At 55.0% G+C, this 16,261-nt stretch carries 17 protein-coding genes and 4 tRNA genes; 10 read left to right on the top strand and 11 right to left on the bottom strand.

Annotated elements, in window-relative coordinates:
- The first annotated feature begins 1,119 nt into the window (after positions 1-1,119).
- From AB4P96_RS09025 to AB4P96_RS09000, 6 genes are all read left to right on the top strand, one after another.
- The gene (locus AB4P96_RS09025; RefSeq protein ID WP_395600692.1) at positions 1,120-1,536 is read left to right on the top strand and encodes a DUF5681 domain-containing protein; all 417 of its coding nucleotides are present in this window, start codon (positions 1,120-1,122) and stop codon (positions 1,534-1,536) included.
- Complete coding sequence (locus tag AB4P96_RS09020) at positions 1,533-1,964, top strand: hypothetical protein (RefSeq protein WP_098467248.1); 432 nt, start codon at positions 1,533-1,535, stop codon at positions 1,962-1,964. The genes AB4P96_RS09025 and AB4P96_RS09020 overlap by 4 nt, the downstream gene beginning before the upstream one ends.
- On the top strand, positions 1,951-2,169 hold the full coding sequence (locus AB4P96_RS09015) for a hypothetical protein (RefSeq protein ID WP_395600691.1): 219 nt from the start codon (positions 1,951-1,953) through the stop codon (positions 2,167-2,169). The genes AB4P96_RS09020 and AB4P96_RS09015 overlap by 14 nt, the downstream gene beginning before the upstream one ends.
- Positions 2,166-2,999 carry a hypothetical protein gene (locus AB4P96_RS09010; RefSeq protein WP_395600690.1) on the top strand — a complete coding sequence of 278 codons (834 nt, stop codon included), beginning with the start codon at positions 2,166-2,168 and terminating at the stop codon, positions 2,997-2,999. The genes AB4P96_RS09015 and AB4P96_RS09010 overlap by 4 nt, the downstream gene beginning before the upstream one ends.
- Before the next feature lie 69 nt (positions 3,000-3,068).
- On the top strand, positions 3,069-3,413 hold the full coding sequence (locus AB4P96_RS09005) for a hypothetical protein (protein WP_395600689.1): 345 nt from the start codon (positions 3,069-3,071) through the stop codon (positions 3,411-3,413).
- A gap of 8 nt (positions 3,414-3,421) precedes the next feature.
- Complete coding sequence (locus tag AB4P96_RS09000) at positions 3,422-4,000, top strand: tail assembly protein (RefSeq protein WP_395600688.1); 579 nt, start codon at positions 3,422-3,424, stop codon at positions 3,998-4,000.
- Between the two features lie 20 nt (positions 4,001-4,020).
- On the opposite strand, the gene AB4P96_RS08995 is transcribed toward AB4P96_RS09000, so the two are convergent.
- The gene (locus AB4P96_RS08995) at positions 4,021-4,905 is read right to left on the bottom strand and encodes a DUF4435 domain-containing protein (RefSeq protein ID WP_395600687.1); all 885 of its coding nucleotides are present in this window, start codon (positions 4,903-4,905) and stop codon (positions 4,021-4,023) included.
- A gap of 11 nt (positions 4,906-4,916) precedes the next feature.
- Positions 4,917-6,224 (bottom strand): AAA family ATPase, encoded by a 1,308-nt coding sequence (locus AB4P96_RS08990; RefSeq protein WP_395600686.1) that lies wholly within the window; start codon positions 6,222-6,224, stop codon positions 4,917-4,919.
- A 193-nt stretch (positions 6,225-6,417) separates the two neighbouring features.
- Here AB4P96_RS08990 and AB4P96_RS08985 point away from each other — a divergent pair, with 193 nt between their 5' ends.
- Entirely contained in the window at positions 6,418-7,029 is a 612-nt protein-coding gene (locus AB4P96_RS08985) for a recombinase family protein (RefSeq protein ID WP_395600685.1), read from the top strand.
- Positions 7,030-7,111: 82 nt separating this feature from the next.
- On the opposite strand, the gene AB4P96_RS08980 is transcribed toward AB4P96_RS08985, so the two are convergent.
- Complete coding sequence (locus AB4P96_RS08980) at positions 7,112-7,744, bottom strand: hypothetical protein (protein WP_395600684.1); 633 nt, start codon at positions 7,742-7,744, stop codon at positions 7,112-7,114.
- A gap of 190 nt (positions 7,745-7,934) precedes the next feature.
- Positions 7,935-8,011: transfer RNA gene (locus AB4P96_RS08975), tRNA-Arg, on the bottom strand.
- A gap of 324 nt (positions 8,012-8,335) precedes the next feature.
- On the opposite strand from AB4P96_RS08975, the gene AB4P96_RS08970 reads away from it, so the two are divergent.
- From AB4P96_RS08970 to AB4P96_RS08960, 3 genes are all read left to right on the top strand, one after another.
- Positions 8,336-8,563, top strand: coding sequence for a hypothetical protein (locus AB4P96_RS08970; RefSeq protein WP_099548206.1), 228 nt, complete (start codon positions 8,336-8,338; stop codon positions 8,561-8,563).
- A gap of 11 nt (positions 8,564-8,574) precedes the next feature.
- A complete protein-coding gene (locus AB4P96_RS08965) occupies positions 8,575-8,754 on the top strand; it encodes a PA3371 family protein (RefSeq protein WP_017138414.1) in 180 nt (59 codons plus the stop codon).
- A 392-nt stretch (positions 8,755-9,146) separates the two neighbouring features.
- Positions 9,147-9,473 (top strand): Arc family DNA-binding protein, encoded by a 327-nt coding sequence (locus AB4P96_RS08960; RefSeq protein ID WP_003193592.1) that lies wholly within the window; start codon positions 9,147-9,149, stop codon positions 9,471-9,473.
- 123 nt (positions 9,474-9,596) lie between these two features.
- On the opposite strand, the gene mgtE is transcribed toward AB4P96_RS08960, so the two are convergent.
- The 7 genes from mgtE to alaS form a co-directional block, all read right to left on the bottom strand.
- A complete protein-coding gene (gene mgtE, locus AB4P96_RS08955) occupies positions 9,597-11,039 on the bottom strand; it encodes a magnesium transporter (protein WP_017138415.1) in 1,443 nt (480 codons plus the stop codon).
- A 339-nt stretch (positions 11,040-11,378) separates the two neighbouring features.
- A tRNA-Arg gene (locus AB4P96_RS08950) sits at positions 11,379-11,455 on the bottom strand.
- A 72-nt stretch (positions 11,456-11,527) separates the two neighbouring features.
- A tRNA-Arg gene (locus AB4P96_RS08945) sits at positions 11,528-11,604 on the bottom strand.
- A 108-nt stretch (positions 11,605-11,712) separates the two neighbouring features.
- Positions 11,713-11,803, bottom strand: a tRNA-Ser gene (locus tag AB4P96_RS08940).
- A 62-nt stretch (positions 11,804-11,865) separates the two neighbouring features.
- Positions 11,866-12,054, bottom strand: a complete 189-nt coding sequence (gene csrA / locus AB4P96_RS08935) for a carbon storage regulator CsrA (protein ID WP_003175645.1) — start codon at positions 12,052-12,054, stop codon at positions 11,866-11,868.
- Positions 12,055-12,228: 174 nt separating this feature from the next.
- Positions 12,229-13,470, bottom strand: a complete 1,242-nt coding sequence (locus AB4P96_RS08930; protein WP_017138417.1) for an aspartate kinase — start codon at positions 13,468-13,470, stop codon at positions 12,229-12,231.
- A 97-nt stretch (positions 13,471-13,567) separates the two neighbouring features.
- On the bottom strand, positions 13,568-16,186 hold the full coding sequence (gene alaS, locus AB4P96_RS08925; protein WP_138450939.1) for an alanine--tRNA ligase: 2,619 nt from the start codon (positions 16,184-16,186) through the stop codon (positions 13,568-13,570).
- Positions 16,187-16,261 lie beyond the last annotated feature (75 nt).

Genomic DNA, 16,261 nt, shown 5'->3' with positions numbered 1-16,261 from the left:
GTCCCGCCCGCAGCCACGGCACCTCCCCCGGCAGCCGCAATGGTTGCCGTTGTTGCTGCTGCTGATGCTCCTGCAGCAACCGCTGTGGCCGCAGCTGCCTCCGCTGCCGCAACACCGATTACACCAACGCCGTATGCGGCGCCGAGACCCGCACCAGTTGCGGCTCCTACGCCAACGGCCGCAACTTCCCCTGCCTGCTCAGTATTCATCTAATTCCGCATCCGATCGTCCAAGATTGATCCGTAATAATAATGCAGGCCATATGACATCACGCAACAAAAATCGTCTTGCAGCCAGATTCTAAATGGGGCTAGGGCAAGAACTCCTGCGTTGCCGAGTGAGACGAGTCGGTCGCATCCACACTGGTGAGACAGACCAAATGAGCCGACTCGGACCGTTTGGTCTGCTTGGCTACCGCTTCTCCTGACAGCAGGCTGGAGCAGGTGTTGCGATGACAGCAACACCTTCGCTCAAATGTGATCCTTGCTTACCGTTAAACCATTCATACCGAAGTGGAATTCTCTCACTCTGCCTGGGCTACGAACTGCCGAGGATTTCTCTGTGGTTCGCAAATCCTACCGATGAGGGGTATTCCACCAGTGGTGGATCATCCAGATATGGATGTATCAAATCCGCGCCACGTTTTCATATCTCGCAAAACGTGGCGCGGGAACTTGACCTACCGAAATGGGATGTCAGCCCTCCCCGCGCCATCCTCAATCTGAGGTCGGACTGAGCCGGAAACCCGGCTCTGTATCATTTTGGCTACCACCGACTTAATGCAACAAAATCCTCCTCTCCAATCCTGCAAAAACCAACTATTTCAGTCCCATTCAATCCCGTTCCGTGTAGCATCTTAGGTGCACCTAAAAAGCACTGGATAAATGATCAGATCATGCCTAATGTGAGTTTTTGAGCCACTCAAACCCCATTCGAGGCCGCATCTATGAACACAGCTAAGCCCGCCCGAGGACGCCAGCACAAACCAACTCGCTCTGAAGTTGCTGCCGCTTGGGGTCGCCTTCGCGAAGCCGCCGCCGACGGAAGCGTTCAAGCATCCGCCCTGCTGATAGCGCTCGCTGAAAACAAACCGGTCATTGCCATGGAATCGCCCAGCGCATGACTGATCGCGATAAAGCCGGCAAATGGAAGCCGGGGCAGTCAGGTAATCCCGGTGGTCGCTCTGGCCAAACGCAGGAGCTGCGCGCCCGACTCGCTGAAGGTGCAGACGCCGTGACAAAGAAGGTTCTGACAGCGGCCAAGAAGGGCGATATGCAGGCTTGCCGTTTGATCCTTGAGCGCCTGGTGCCGCCAATCAAGCCAACTGCCGAGACAGTGTGCTTCGACCTGGACGACACCGACCTGCCCAGCGCAGCCAAATCAATCCTTCGCGCAGTTGCCGCTGGCGAGCTACCGCCCGACCAGGGCAAGGCATTGATCGAGGGGCTAGGCGCTGTTGCCCGAGTCATCGAGGTTGCCGAGCTACAGAAGGCCGTCGCAGAACTCCGCGAACAGATGGAGGGAATGCGGCAATGAGCATTAAGTGGATGCGGGCCGAGCTCAAGCGAATTGCAGAGAAGATCGGCACCGAAGACGAAGAGACAGTGCTCGTTATGTTGACGGTGGTGGACTGCAGGGTTGACGCGGTTGAGGGGGAGATGGATTACCCCGAGACAGTGGGCCATTCGTTCAACTATCCAGTCCAGGGCGTACAGACGGTCATGCACTTCCCATTGCGCACCATGAACAGCTATGACGCGGCCAATCTGGCAGAGGCGTTCATTCTCCACGTCCGAGCAATCGAAAGCCTCCGCCGCCCTGCTCCAGTAGGCGTGATGGATATGCGGCCATTCCCAAGTCCTGGAGCCTGGATTTTCCCGCCAAAGGCAGACGGGCAGGACATCAAAAAACACGTCGCAGAACAGTACCGACTGATCATCGAGGCCAGCCATGAACATTCGTAGCCAGGTTGCCAAGTTGCGTCAGCAATCCGGGCTCACTCAGTTCAATCGTGACGTGCGAGAGATCAGCGCCCTTATGGACGAGTTGCACGCAGCAGCAGCCGGCGGTGGCGCCCGGGAAAACGTTTCCCTACTCCAAATCCTGAGCGAATCCTCAGCCCAAAAACCGGCCGCCCCACGGCCAGACAATCAAAAGGTAACTCCATGAAAATCGGCAAACGATCCGTCCTCAAAGTTGGCTTGGCCAACCTCCATTACTCCGAATACGAGCACTCCCAGGTAGAGGCAAGAACATTCAACATCCAACGACCCGATGGCACCAAAGGCACTTGGCAGGCCGGTGGCCTGCTGAAGTCTGTCCGCCATTTGCAGGGATTGTCCCTGGAGGCGTTCAAGGACCTCGGAGAAGAAATTCTCTCGATTCGCGAGAACAAGGACCTCAACGCCGCTGCCATTGAGCGCAAGGGCAAGGAGCAGATTGATGGAATCATTCCCGCCCTGATGCCGGCGATGGAGAAGGCAGCAAAAGATATGCTCACGTTGGCCCAGACAGTGGCCAGCGGCTTCGCAGCGGTCACGCCGCGCGCTAGCTCGGACGTCGTTGGTTTCCTGGCTGATCAGGAGCTGCGAGCCATCGTGCGAGGCCTCAAGCCGGAGGAGCGTCAGCGCCTAGTAGCTGAAGCGCGCGCAGGCAGTCACCCCGACGTTGTAGAGGCGGTGCTCAGGGCAAACCCAATGCTCTCCGGGTTATCGCCAGAGGCGGCTGACAGCCTTTCGCGCGCAGGCATTGCCGCGTCGCGCGCCGAAGACATTGAAGGGCTCAAGCAGATGCTAGCGATCTACGATGACGTGCTGGCCACAGCCTCCAATGCCGGTGTCGCACTGAGCGGCATGGTTGCCAATTCGAATGGGTACACCGGCCGATTTGAGAAGTGGCGATCGGGCTGTGAGGGCTCCGAAACACTTCGCGAATGGCTGGCGAAAATGCCCACTCGCACCTCTGCAAAAGCGACCCCTGATCAATCCGAAGCGGCCTAACTGATCATCCGTGCGCTACGCAAGTATTGGTAGCGCCGATCAGCCGGCTGATTCTTTGAGTAAGAAGACATGACGTTTCAAGAGCGCTTTACCGAGGCGTGCAAAACGCAGAAATTCAAACCCTACGAACTGATCCAGGGGCCGGACGCCGGCTACACGGTGTGGGAGGTCCAGCACGTCAGTGGTGGCCGACAGGTGACAGTCGACGGTCCCTTCTTCACCGAGGAAGAGGCCAGGGTTTCGGCCGACCTGCTGAGGGGTACATTCCAAGGCGCCCGGGCCAGCGATGCGATCTACAACCGGGTGTGGAACTACGACCCGCGCCAGGAGCAATTGACCATCGATCAGGCGCGTATGTCGCGCGCAGTGCTCGCCATTCGCCTTGGGCTACCTGCCCCTTCGATCACCGTATAGGAGGCCACATGGCCGCTACCGCATTCGATAACTCCCCTATGACCACCATCAAACTCTACGGACAACTCCGGCAGTTCGGCAGGTCCTACGACCTTGCCGTGCGCACGCCAGCGGAAGCCTTGAAAGCGCTGTGCGTGCAGATTCCAGGTCTTGAGCGATTCATCTCAAACGCCAGGTCGCGCGGGCTGGTGTTCGCCGTTTTTCGAGGCAAGAAAAATATCGGGGAGAGCGAGCTCAACTACCAAGGCGAGGGCGGCATCATCATCGCTCCCGTAATCGTAGGCAGTAAGCGGGCTGGCATCTTGCAGACGATCATTGGGGCTGTACTGATCGTTATGAGCCCTTTCACAAATGGTGCAACTCTTGCGCCGGGCATCGCTTTGGCCGCCGGCGGCGTGATTCAGATGCTGAGCCCGCAAGCTCAGGGTTTGAAGTCCAGCGCCGCGCCCGAGAACACTCCTGGTTATGCTTTTGGTAGTGCGAAAAATACCGTGGCGTCGGGCTTGCCTGTGCCTCTTTGCATCGGCCGTCGCCGCTGGGGTGGCGCGATCATCAGTGCCGCGATCTACGCCGAAGACCAGATTTAATATCAAGGCCGCTCAAAAATTCATATTGCCACTTGGTGCTTTTGAGCGGTTAATATCTTCTTCATTGACTGCACTACGCCATCAAATGGGCCAATCGAACATTTGTTAGACATTCTGATTTTTAAACTTACATTTTTGGAGTTACTATCAAGCAGAGCTCTCATACGCACCAACATTAATGGAAGTACAAAATCTTTTGCGGAAACGTAGGTTGTCACAAAACACTCGTCGCGATTAATTTTTGAGTCAACGAAAGATATTGCCTCATTAACTGCGAGCAACCCCTTATCAGATATCAACGCATCTATAATTTCTTTTTCAATTACTAAGGCTTTATCAAGGCTCAACTCACCTGAACCATTCAAACATATTGATTTATATCCCCGGGATACGGTGGGTATTTCGGCATGCAGTTTATGCGCAACAGCGAACGCACGAAAAATTAATGTTAACGCCTCTCGAGACCTGCTTAACCATCCCGAATAGTCCAGTTGCCGGGCCAAAACTTCAGCAGTGAGCGAGCAATGTTCTTCATCCATAATGCTTACCAAAACCTCCTCATCAAATAAGAAATTTTCGATGCAGTACCTTGGTAAGACTACCAAATTTTCGGGCAATTCTTCGCGCTCACCGGCCAGTAAATATAAGTCGCCATCCACAATAAAAACTGCACGCCGATTGCTTTGACTTTGTAGTCGCTTCCGAGCTGTGGATATGACTACATTTCTATCACCTAACGGGAAAACCTTCTCAAGTGTGACTCCGCCGTCCATTGCACGGGATAAAATAGAAGAAAAGATTTTTGCATATCCCGGCGCTGTATCTTCAATGTACACATCAAAATCATTGAAGTTCTCATAGAAAATTGAGATGGCAAATTTTGCTGCAGAACTACGTTCTAACATGGGTTACTCCATCAACCTACGCTAATACATTTATCAGTGTGATAACCCACTATTTCTGGTGAGTGAGTAGCGAAAATAAACTGATTATCCTGATTGCCTGCAATCAATGCTTCTACTAGCATTTCTTGCCATCTCATATGAAGAGATAATTCGGGTTCATCGACGATGAAGGTTCTCCCTCTTACAGAACCAAACCTAGCGTGCGCCATGAGAATTAACAGCTGTTTCTCTCCAGATGAGAGGCTGAGAAGATCGACAGTTTTCCCACCCTGAAAAATTTTTATCTTGCCAACCGAGTCAACTGTTAGTTCCTTTCTCGAGCTACGCAAGAAACTATTCATTGTTTCGCAAAACTCTTTAATAGGCGCGTAGAACCGCTCTGCAAATTTTTTCTGACGATCCATTTCAGCAAGAATCTTCCTAATTCTTTGAATTTGAGCCATATTCAAAAACCATTCAAAGCTCCAAGCATCTTTATGACCTTTATTGTCCCCTACGATCCCTGACAGCTTGGAAAAGAAACTATCAATTTGAGCTACTACCTTATCAGACCCGCCTAGATCTCTAACAAACTTCTCAACCTCACTTTTCCTTTGCTGCAACGAGTAAAGTTCAACATAAGGATTCTTACTTGGATCCTCAATCATTGCAGGATCAAACTCAATATATTCGAAAGTTGACTCAATAATCACATTGGAAAGCCTATCAACGCGCCCATCACTTGCACGCCGATAGTTCATATATGCCTTTTCCACTAGACGCTGGCAGTTCTCAAGCCCTTCTAAGGTTTCCTTAGGAGGCAACTTTATCATCCTACGATGACCGTCCTTCGACCACACTTCGTGGTGCCGATCATCATCATCAAAACGCCCCATGCGTCGTTCCAGCCCCAAGAACATAGGCCTTCCAGCAAAAATAAACTGCTGCAATATTGGACCAGCTCGCTTTATCAACTCTAATCGGTTGTTTTCTATATACTCCTGCATTGCTGCAGAAACACTTCCTTGGCTCACACGAAACATCTCAATTCGCTCGAAAACAAACTCAACCCCGTTCAGTAAAAACGTCATTTTTTCGAGAGAAGACGAAATCGAGAGATTGAACGTTTTCAACCCATCAACAACCTGGATTTCTAGATATTTGAAAGACGTCGACAGAAGAACAGACAAGTCGATAGACAGAGCTGCCTGCATCAATTTCAACGCACTTGTCTTTCCGGTACCGTTAATACCAACCAGAAAGTTAAGCTCTTTAGAAAAATCAAAATTAAAATCATAGTATTCATGAACTTTTGAAGCTTTGAAACTTTTAATAATCATTAAAATCTTCCATGAAATTATGCAAAACGGACCTGAATTAAATTACCGGAATCTCAGATAAAAGCAAATAGCCATCAGGGTATGCCTATCCAGATACAGGCTTATTTTGCCTTTTTCGGGCTTTTCGCTTGATAAGTAACACCCATAGTGCAACAGTATTAGTAGAACGCCCTAACTGATACAGGCACCCATCATGTTCATCCGCGCATACCTCCGAGCCTCCACCGAAGAACAAGACGCCGGCCGTGCCCGGGCTTCGCTCGAGCAGTTCGCCAGCGACCACAACAAGGTCATTGCAAGCGTGTACCTGGAGAACGCCAGCGGCGCCACAGCCGACCGGCCTGAGCTAATGCGCCTGCTCAAGGATGCCCGCAAGGGTGACGTGTTGCTGGTGGAGTCGATAGACCGCCTCTCCCGCTTACCGGTGGAGGATTGGCAAAAGCTGAAGGCTGCGATCGACTCCAAGGGCCTGCGCATCGTCACGCTTGACCTGCCGACCAGCCACCAGGGAATGCAGGACACCAAGGGCGATGAGTTCACCGGGCGGATGCTGGGAGCAATCAACTCAATGCTGGTGGAGATGATGGCCGCGATCGCGCGCAAGGATTACGAGCAGCGGCGCGAGCGCCAGGCTCAAGGCATCGAGAAGGCCAAGGCCGCCGGCAAGTATCAAGGCCGCCCCGTCGACATTGACCTGCATAAGCGGGTGACCGAACTGCTCGGAGCCGGCCTTGGTGTACGTGCCACAGCACGTCATGCTAACTGCTCGACTACGACAGTATTACGAATCAGAGATAGGGCTTAACCCGGCACTTTCTCCACCTCTTCCAGCACTGATTTTATTTCAGTATTAGCAGCGGGCGTGTTCGCTCTCTTGCCTCACAGCCTCAAGGCGTCTCTTCCGTATTCAACAACGGCCCAACCGACCCAAACGGATAACTACCCATTCCAATCCGCAACGGGGTGATTGGGCTCGCCGCTGCCCCAATCAGCAGCACGTTGTCGATGACAATGGTTTCCCCAGGCGCACGGTTATCCGCCGCGACTATCAGGTAGTAAGTGCCGCTGGTTGTCACCGTGCCCTTCAACACTTGGCTGATGACTCCCACTATGCCAGTCGCCTTGCCAAAACCTTCAGCCTGCACGTTGCCTTTGGCGTCCATCAAGATCAAATAAGGGTTCAGGGCGTACTTGCTGAACCCCAGGCACCCGTTGACGCACCAGGAGTTAACGTCAATATGAAAGGGTTTGTCCTTTGTCAACACGACGCTGAATAATCGATAGTTCGACGGTACCCCGCTAATCAGGATGCGCGGTTCCGCAGCGGTGATCTTCCACTGGGGTGGCCGCCATCCTGGGTTGATCGGCATGGGCACAGCTTGCGCGTTGTGCATGGCCTCAGAGGGGGTCCGTGCTAACGGCGTGGTGCTGTTTTTGACTTGCTCTTCAAAGAGTGCTGTTGGGTTACTTGAACAGGCGGTGATCAACAAACAGCACATCGCAAAAAATAGAATTCGCATCACTGCTTCCCTGTTGTCGACTTTTTCATGGTGGCAGAATTATCACCCCGCTCTTCATACCTCCACGTACACCCAGCCCTCAACTGATTTTGTTGCGGCTTTTTCAGTGTAAATTATTGCGTATGCACCCATCATGCACCCATGAGACTGTGCAAGAACTACATACATTGGCTGGAGGTATTGAATTATATGGTGTCCCAGGGCCGGTTCGAACGGCCAACCTTCCCCTTAGGAGGGGGATGCTCTATCCAATTGAGCTACTGGGACAAATGACAGCCATCGGGCACGGGGCACAGCGACGGACGGCGTGCATGTTAACGGCCAAGGTGGGTTTTGTCATGTCGTCCGTGGGCTTTTTGAGTGTAGGCCGATCCTTTTCGACCGAGGCCCGCGTTGCCCCGCAGCCACGGGGCCTGGATGCCGTCGTGCAAAATGCACTACCCCAAAATGCCATCATTGCAAATTGCAACCCGACGCCACTTTAAAGTAGACTCAAGTCATTGATTTTAATGAAATAATAGATTGGCACGGGACCTGCAATACTTCTCCTACAAACCCATCCAGCCACGGCGTTTAGCGGAGAACATGACCATGAACAGTGCCCTTCTGTTAGCCCTCAACACCATAGCCTTGGCTGCACTGGTGATGTTTCATTTCCAATCCACCGGCAGTAATGATCCTGCGCAACTTAGCCAGGCCGTGCCGCACCATCTGCAACAACGCCCGCAATTGGCGGTGATGACGCCCAACGCGCAATCGCCGGTACGCCTGACCCAAGGCACCCAGACTGCACCGGCATCCGAACATTGGGTTTTCTAAGGACGCCATTCATGAGCAAATCCGCCTGGCTGTTTTTGTGCCTGACTGTCGCCACTGGCCTCCTGGGCCTGGGCGCCACCTCTGAAGATGGACAAACTGCTGCAATGGTCGCAGCCGGCGTGTTCACGAGCCTGCTTGTGCTGACGCTTTTCATGGGCCGAAAAATCAAATTCGACCCCGTTTTGCGGTAATCTCTGCGCCACCTCCCTCCCTCGACCTTATGTCGCCCCACCCTAGCAAATCGGCAAATTGCCACTAGTCTTAAAGATAAGGGCAAAAGGCCACTTTGCTTTAGGATATGCGGCCTCAATCCCTGCGCGAGCCTGGACTTACGGGAAGTTCCCCTGAGGAATGACGCGTTGAAAAGTTTTCCAACCAGTCCGCAAAAATGCAAATGAGTGCTGGCATTAAGCCTTTAGTCAGTTCAATATTTGTCACAGAATTGACGCCAAGGAAATGTCAAATCTGAGGCATGATGCGGCCTCTTTGCAATTCGGGTTGAACTTTGGTCGTGAGCCTTGTCTTAACACTCATCTTGCGGCCAATTCCAAAAACCGCTCCCCTGAACTAACCGGTTAAATATATGCGCCCATTGAAACAGGCAATTTATTCCAGCCGTACGGCTGACAAGTTCGTCGTACGTCTGCCAGACGGAATGCGGGAACGCATTGCCGAGGTGGCTCGCAATCATCACCGCAGCATGAACTCCGAAATCATCGCGCGCCTGGAGCAGAGCCTTATTCAGGAAGGTGCGTTGGGCGAAGAGTTGAGCATGCGCCTGGACAGCCCTGAGCTGTCACTGCACGAACGCGAACTGCTGCAGCGTTTTCGTCAGCTCTCCCACCGCCAGCAAAATGCTCTCGTCTCGCTTATCGCGCACGACGTTGAGGCGGCCGCAGAAGCCAATTGATCTGCAACTGAAAGCCGAAGCCAGCGCTATGCTGGCTTTTTTTTGCGTGAAATTTGAGGGCACCGCAGAGGGCTTGTGTGGGAGCGAGCTTGCATTTGCTAGCAAGCCCGCCCCCACAGGGGATCAGAGCAGAAAGATCGTCGCCAGGCCCAGGAAGATGAAGAAGCCACCGCTGTCGGTCATGGCCGTGATCATCACACTGGCACCCATGGCCGGGTCGCGCCCCAGGCGTGCCAGTGTCATGGGGATCAACACGCCCATCAACGCCGCCAACAGCAGGTTGAGGGTCATGGCAGCCGTCATCACCACGCCCAGCGACCAACTGCCATACAGCAAGTAAGCCACCACGCCGATGACCCCGCCCCACACCAAGCCATTGATCAGGCCCACAGCCAATTCTTTGCGCAACAGGCGCGAGGAGTTGGCCGTACTCACCTGGTCCAGTGCCATGGCACGCACAATCATGGTGATGGTCTGGTTACCGGAGTTACCCCCAATACCTGCCACGATCGGCATCAGCGCCGCGAGGGCGACAAGCTTCTCGATGGAACCTTCGAACAACCCGATCACGCGCGAAGCGATGAACGCCGTGATCAGGTTGATCGCAAGCCACGCCCAACGGTTATGCAGGGAGCGCCAGACTGACGCAAAAATATCTTCCTCTTCACGCAGACCCGCCATGTTGAGGACTTCGGTTTCACTCTCTTCACGAATCAGGTCGACCATTTCATCGATGGTCAAACGGCCAATCAGCTTGCCGTTCTTGTCGACCACAGGCGCCGAGATCAAGTCATAACGCTCAAATGCCTGGGCAGCCTCGTAGGCGTCTTCATCCGGGTGAAAACTCACCGTATCGCTGGCCATCAGATCCGCTACTTTCTTTTCCGGATCATTGACCAGCAGGCGCTTGATCGGCAACACGCCCTTGAGAATGCCTTCGTAGTCGACCACGAACAGTTTGTCAGTATGGCCCGGCAGCTCTTTGAGCCGACGCAGGTAACGCAAGACCACTTCCAGGCTGACGTCTTCGCGGATGGTGACCATCTCGAAGTCCATCAATGCGCCGACCTGATCCTCGTCATAAGACAACGCGGAGCGCACACGCTCACGCTGCTGGCTGTCGAGGGCCTCCATCAACTCATGGACAACATCACGCGGCAGCTCAGGCGCCAGGTCAGCCAGTTCGTCGGCGTCCATCTCCTTGGCAGCGGCCAGGAGCTCGTGATCGTCCATGTCGGCGATCAGGGTTTCACGGACCGAGTCGGATACTTCAAGGAGGATGTCGCCGTCGCGGTCAGCCTTGACCAACTGCCACAGGGTCAGTCGATCATCGAGTGGCAAGGCTTCAAGAATATAAGCGACGTCGGCGGAGTGCAGATCATCGAGCTTGCGTTGCAGCTCAACGAGGTTTTGCCGGTGAACCAGGTTTTCGACGCGGTCGTGGTGCGGACCTTCCTGGCGGTGCGTGAGGTCTTCGACCACGCGCTGACGCTGCAGCAGCTCGATGACTTGAGCCAGGCGATCCTGCAGGCTGTCTTGTGTTTTCTTTACTTCTACTTCGGTCATAGGCGAACTCCACTCCCAGCAGCGGGGCACGCCGGAAGGATCAATCAGTCAATTCATGATTGGTAAAACGGGGTACTGAGCAACTACTGGGTAAGTCCATGGAGGTATTCCACAAGCCCCGGCGGGGCTGACGGGCGCAATGATACACGCTGCGCGCGCTTTAAACGTTAAAAAACTGGAAAGAACAAGCGCTTGCGAGCCAAAGCTGAGCATTGGCTGCATCTATGAACTGCGACGACACAGCCCGAAAGGAAAACACATGAGACAGGAGAAAGAGTTGAAATCCTACACAAACCCCAGACGGCAAAAAGCCCGCACTAGGCGGGCTTTTTGTTTGTATGGTGCACTCGACAGGATTCGAACCTGTGACCGCTCGGTTCGTAGCCGAGTACTCTATCCAGCTGAGCTACGAGTGCAGATTGTGTTTTTAGACCAGATCACAACTGGTTGAAGCCAAGTCACCTGCATTGCTGCAACTGACTCTTAAATGGTGCACTCGACAGGATTCGAACCTGTGACCGCTCGGTTCGTAGCCGAGTACTCTATCCAGCTGAGCTACGAGTGCATTTGTTGCCGCGCATTATAGGCCGTTCAATCTCTATGTAAAGCTATTTTTTCGTTTAATTTCAACAACTTAGCGAAAAAACCAGATTGCAACGTACTAAGCAAATAATGGCGGAGAACGGGGGATTCGAACCCCCGACACCCTTTTGAGGTGTACTCCCTTAGCAGGGGAGCGCCTTCGGCCACTCGGCCAGCTCTCCGCAACACGGGGCGTATATTAACCACGTTCATCCCCGTTTGCAAACATAAAAAACGATAAAAATTAAAGGCTTGGTTCTTCGTCCTTCTCTTTCTTGATCCGCAGGTAGATTTCCTCGCGGTGGACAGCTACCTCTTTCGGAGCGTTAACCCCGATACGTACTTGATTGCCTTTGACGCCGAGCACGGTCACGGTGATTTCGCCATCACCGATAATCAGGCTTTCTGCGCACCGACGAGTCAGAATCAGCATAGCTTTCACCTCACGCATTTCAGTTCAGGAACAACAGTCTGCAAAAAAAAGGCGTTCGACCTACAACCTGATGGCCATAGCCCTAACGACCTAAGTATTGTCGAGCGCACGCAAAAGACCATGCGCTCCACAAAAAATGAAAGGCGCGGTATACCGCGCCTTCCTGGTATCGCATCACTCGCCCGGTCGGGCCGGAGCGTCCAGCTCAAAAGCGGTGTGCAGTGCGCGCACTGCCAGCTCCAGGTACTTCTCTTCGATCACCACCGAGACTTTGATTTCCGAGGTGGAGATCATCTGGATGTTGATGCTTTCCTTGGCCAACGCCTCGAACATGCGGCTGGCAACGCCGGCATGGGAACGCATGCCCACGCCCACGATCGACACCTTGGCAATCTTGGTATCCCCGACCACTTCACGGGCGCCAATCTCGCTCGCGGTGTTCTGCAGGATACGCTCGGCAGCATCGTACTCGTTGCGGTGCACAGTGAAGGTGAAATCGGTGGTGTTATCGTGCGAAACGTTCTGCACGATCATGTCGACTTCAATGTTCGCGCCACTGATAGGGCCGAGGATCTTGAACGCCACGCCCGGGGTGTCTGGCACGCCACGGATCGTCAGCTTGGCTTCATCGCGGTTGAAAGCGATGCCGGAAATGATCGGCTGTTCCATGGATTCCTCTTCATCAATAGTAATGAGGGTGCCCGGACCCTCTTTGAAGCTGTGCAATACGCGCAGCGGAACGTTGTACTTGCCGGCGAACTCCACCGCGCGGATCTGCAACACCTTGGAACCGAGGCTGGCCATTTCCAGCATCTCTTCAAAGGTGATCTTGTCCAAGCGCTGGGCCACGGACACCACACGCGGGTCGGTGGTGTACACGCCGTCCACATCAGTATAGATCTGGCATTCATCGGCCTTGAGCGCCGCTGCCAGTGCCACACCGGTGGTATCCGAACCGCCACGCCCGAGGGTCGTGATGTTGCCCTGCTCGTCCACACCCTGGAAGCCAGCTACAACTACCACGCGGCCGGCTTTCAGATCTGTGCGGATTTTCTGATCATCGATCTGCAGGATGCGGGCCTTGGTATGCGCGCTGTCGGTGAGGATGCGCACCTGGCTGCCCGTGTAGGACACAGCCGGCACACCACGCTTGTTCAGTGCCATGGCCAGCAAGGCAATGGTTACCTGCTCACCGGTGGACACGATCACATCCAGCTCACGCGGCAGCGGCTGTTGGTCACCACTGATTGCCTTGGCCAGATCGATCAGGCGATTGGTTTCGCCGCTCATGGCCGACAGCACCACCACTAGGTCATCGCCGGCGTCGCGGAATTTCTTAACCTTGTCGGCGACCTGCTCGATTCTTTCGACAGAGCCGACCGAGGTGCCTCCAAATTTCTGTACGATCAAAGCCATTTCTAAGCCGCCTCAGCCCGTAAAGGGGCGCCCAATAAACAAATCGTCCAGCACCCAAACGAGCCCATGACTAGACCATGGGCTCATTAACAGTGCCTTAAATGCCGGCCTCGACAAACGGCACGGTCAGGGCCAGGGCCGCGTCCAGGGAGCCTGCGTCTACACCACCGCCTTGCGCCATGTCCGGACGACCACCGCCCTTCCCGCCCACTGCCGCAGCGGCTTGCTTCATCAAATCACCGGCCTTGAGTTGGCCAGTCAGGTCTTTGGTTACACCGGCAACCAGAACGACCTTTTCCTCATGGACACCGCCGAGCAGGATCACTGCGCGGCCGAGCTTGTTCTTCAACTGATCGACCAAGGCCAACAGCGCCTTGCCGTCCTGGCCGTCCAGGCGCACAGCCAGTACTTTCACACCCTTGACGTCCAGCGCGGAGGCCGACAGATCGTCGCCCGCTGCGCTCGCCGCCTTGGCTTGCAACTGCTCCAGCTGTTTTTCCAGTGCGCGGTTGCGCTCCAGCACGGCCGACAGCTTGTCGATCAGGTTGTCGCGGCTGCCCTTGACCAGGCCGGCCGCTTCCTTGAGTTGTTCTTCAGCCGCATTGAGGTAAGCCAGGGCGGCAGCACCGGTGACCGCTTCAATACGCCGTACACCAGAGGCCACGCCGCCTTCGCTGATGATTTTCAACAGGCCGATATCGCCCGTACGGTTAGCGTGGATACCGCCACACAGTTCCACCGAGAAGCTGCCGCCCATGCTCAGTACGCGCACTTCGTCGCCGTACTTCTCGCCAAACAGCGCCATGGCGCCTTTCTTCTTGGCGGTTTCAATGTCGGTTTCTTCGGTTTCAACCGGGGTATTCTTGCGAATCTCGGCGTTGACGATATCTTCCAGCGCCTTGATCTGCTCAGGCTTGATCGCTTCAAAGTGGCTGAAGTCGAAACGCAGGCGCTGGCTATCGACCAACGAACCCTTCTGCTGCACATGCTCACCCAGCACTTGGCGCAACGCAGCGTGCAGCAAGTGAGTGGCAGAATGGTTCAAAGCAGTTGCATGCCGCACGTCGGCATCGACTTGAGTGTCGACCGGCGCACCGACCGTCAGGTTGCCCAACACCAGCACACCGTGGTGCAGGAACGCGCCGCCGGTCTTGGTGGTGTCACGCACTTCAAAACGCCCGGAGGTCGAGCTCAGGAAACCACAGTCACCCACCTGGCCACCGGATTCGGCGTAGAACGGTGTCTGGTCCAGGACCACCACCGCTTCGTCGCCTTCGCTCAATACGTCGACCGACTTGCCATCTTTGTAGATGGCCACGATCTTGGCCGCGCCAACGGTCGCCGCGTAACCGGTGAACTCGGTGGGCACGTCAACCTTGACCAGGGTGTTGTAGTCCAGGCCAAAGGAGCTGGCGGAACGGGCACGCACGCGCTGGGCTTCCATCTCACGCTCAAAACCCGCCTCATCGATGGTCAGCTCGCGCTCACGGGCGATGTCGGCGGTCAGGTCCATCGGGAAACCGTAGGTGTCATACAACTTGAACACTACATCGCCCGGCACCACGGTGCCTTTGAGTTCAGCCAGGTCCTGCTCGAGGATCTTCAGGCCGTGCTCCAGGGTCTTGGAGAACTGCTCTTCTTCAGCCTTGAGCACGCGCTCGATGTTGGCCTGCTGCTGCTTGAGTTCCGGGAAGGCATCGCCCATCTCGGCGACCAGCGCGGCCACGATCTTGTAGAAGAAGCTGCCGGTGGCGCCCAGCTTGTTACCGTGACGGCAGGCGCGACGGATGATGCGGCGCAGCACATAGCCGCGGCCTTCGTTGGACGGCAGCACACCGTCGGCGATCAGGAAGCCGCACGAACGGATGTGGTCCGACACCACCTTGAGCGAAGACTGGTTGTCATTGGCGCAGCCAATGGCGGCCGCCGACGCGCTCAGCAGGTTGGTGAACAGGTCGATTTCGTAGTTGGAATGCACGTGCTGCATCACCGCACTGATCCGCTCCAGGCCCATGCCGGTGTCCACCGACGGCGCCGGCAGCGGATGCAACACGCCATCGGCGGTGCGGTTGAACTGCATGAAGACGTTGTTCCAGATCTCGATGTAACGGTCGCCGTCTTCTTCCGGCGAGCCCGGTGGGCCGCCCCAGATGTCGGCGCCGTGATCATAGAAAATCTCGGTGCACGGGCCGCACGGGCCGGTATCGCCCATGGTCCAGAAGTTGTCGGACGCGTAAGGCGCGCCCTTGTTGTCGCCGATGCGAATCATGCGCTCGACGGGCACACCGATTTGCTGGGTCCAGATGTCATAGGCTTCGTCGTCGGTCGCGTAGACCGTGACCCAGAGCTTTTCCTTGGGCAGCTTCAACACGCCGGTCAGGAAGGTCCAGGCGAAGGTAATCGCATCTTTCTTGAAATAGTCGCCGAAGCTGAAGTTACCCAGCATCTCGAAGAAGGTGTGGTGGCGAGCGGTATAGCCAACGTTTTCCAGGTCGCTGTTCTTGCCGCCGGCGCGTACGCACTTCTGGCTGCTGGTGGCGCGGGTGTAAGCGCGCTTTTCCTGGCCCAGGAAGCAGTCCTTGAACTGGTTCATCCCCGCGTTGGTGAACAGCAGGGTTGGGTCATTGCCTGGGATCAAGGAGCTGGAGGCTACACGGGTGTGGCCTTGCTCTTCGAAGAAGCGAAGGAAGGCTTCACGGATTTCTGCGCTTTTCATTAGGTTCTTCCACGGAGTCTGCGGCCAAAGGCCAGTGCGCAACATCATCAGACGGAGCGACGGCAAAGGGCCGCA

Origin of the sequence: Pseudomonas sp. B19125, from assembly GCF_044218855.1 — a bacterium.
Taxonomy (GTDB): Bacteria; Pseudomonadota; Gammaproteobacteria; order Pseudomonadales; family Pseudomonadaceae; genus Aquipseudomonas; species Aquipseudomonas edaphica.
This window is presented reverse-complemented; position numbering and strand designations above follow the sequence as displayed.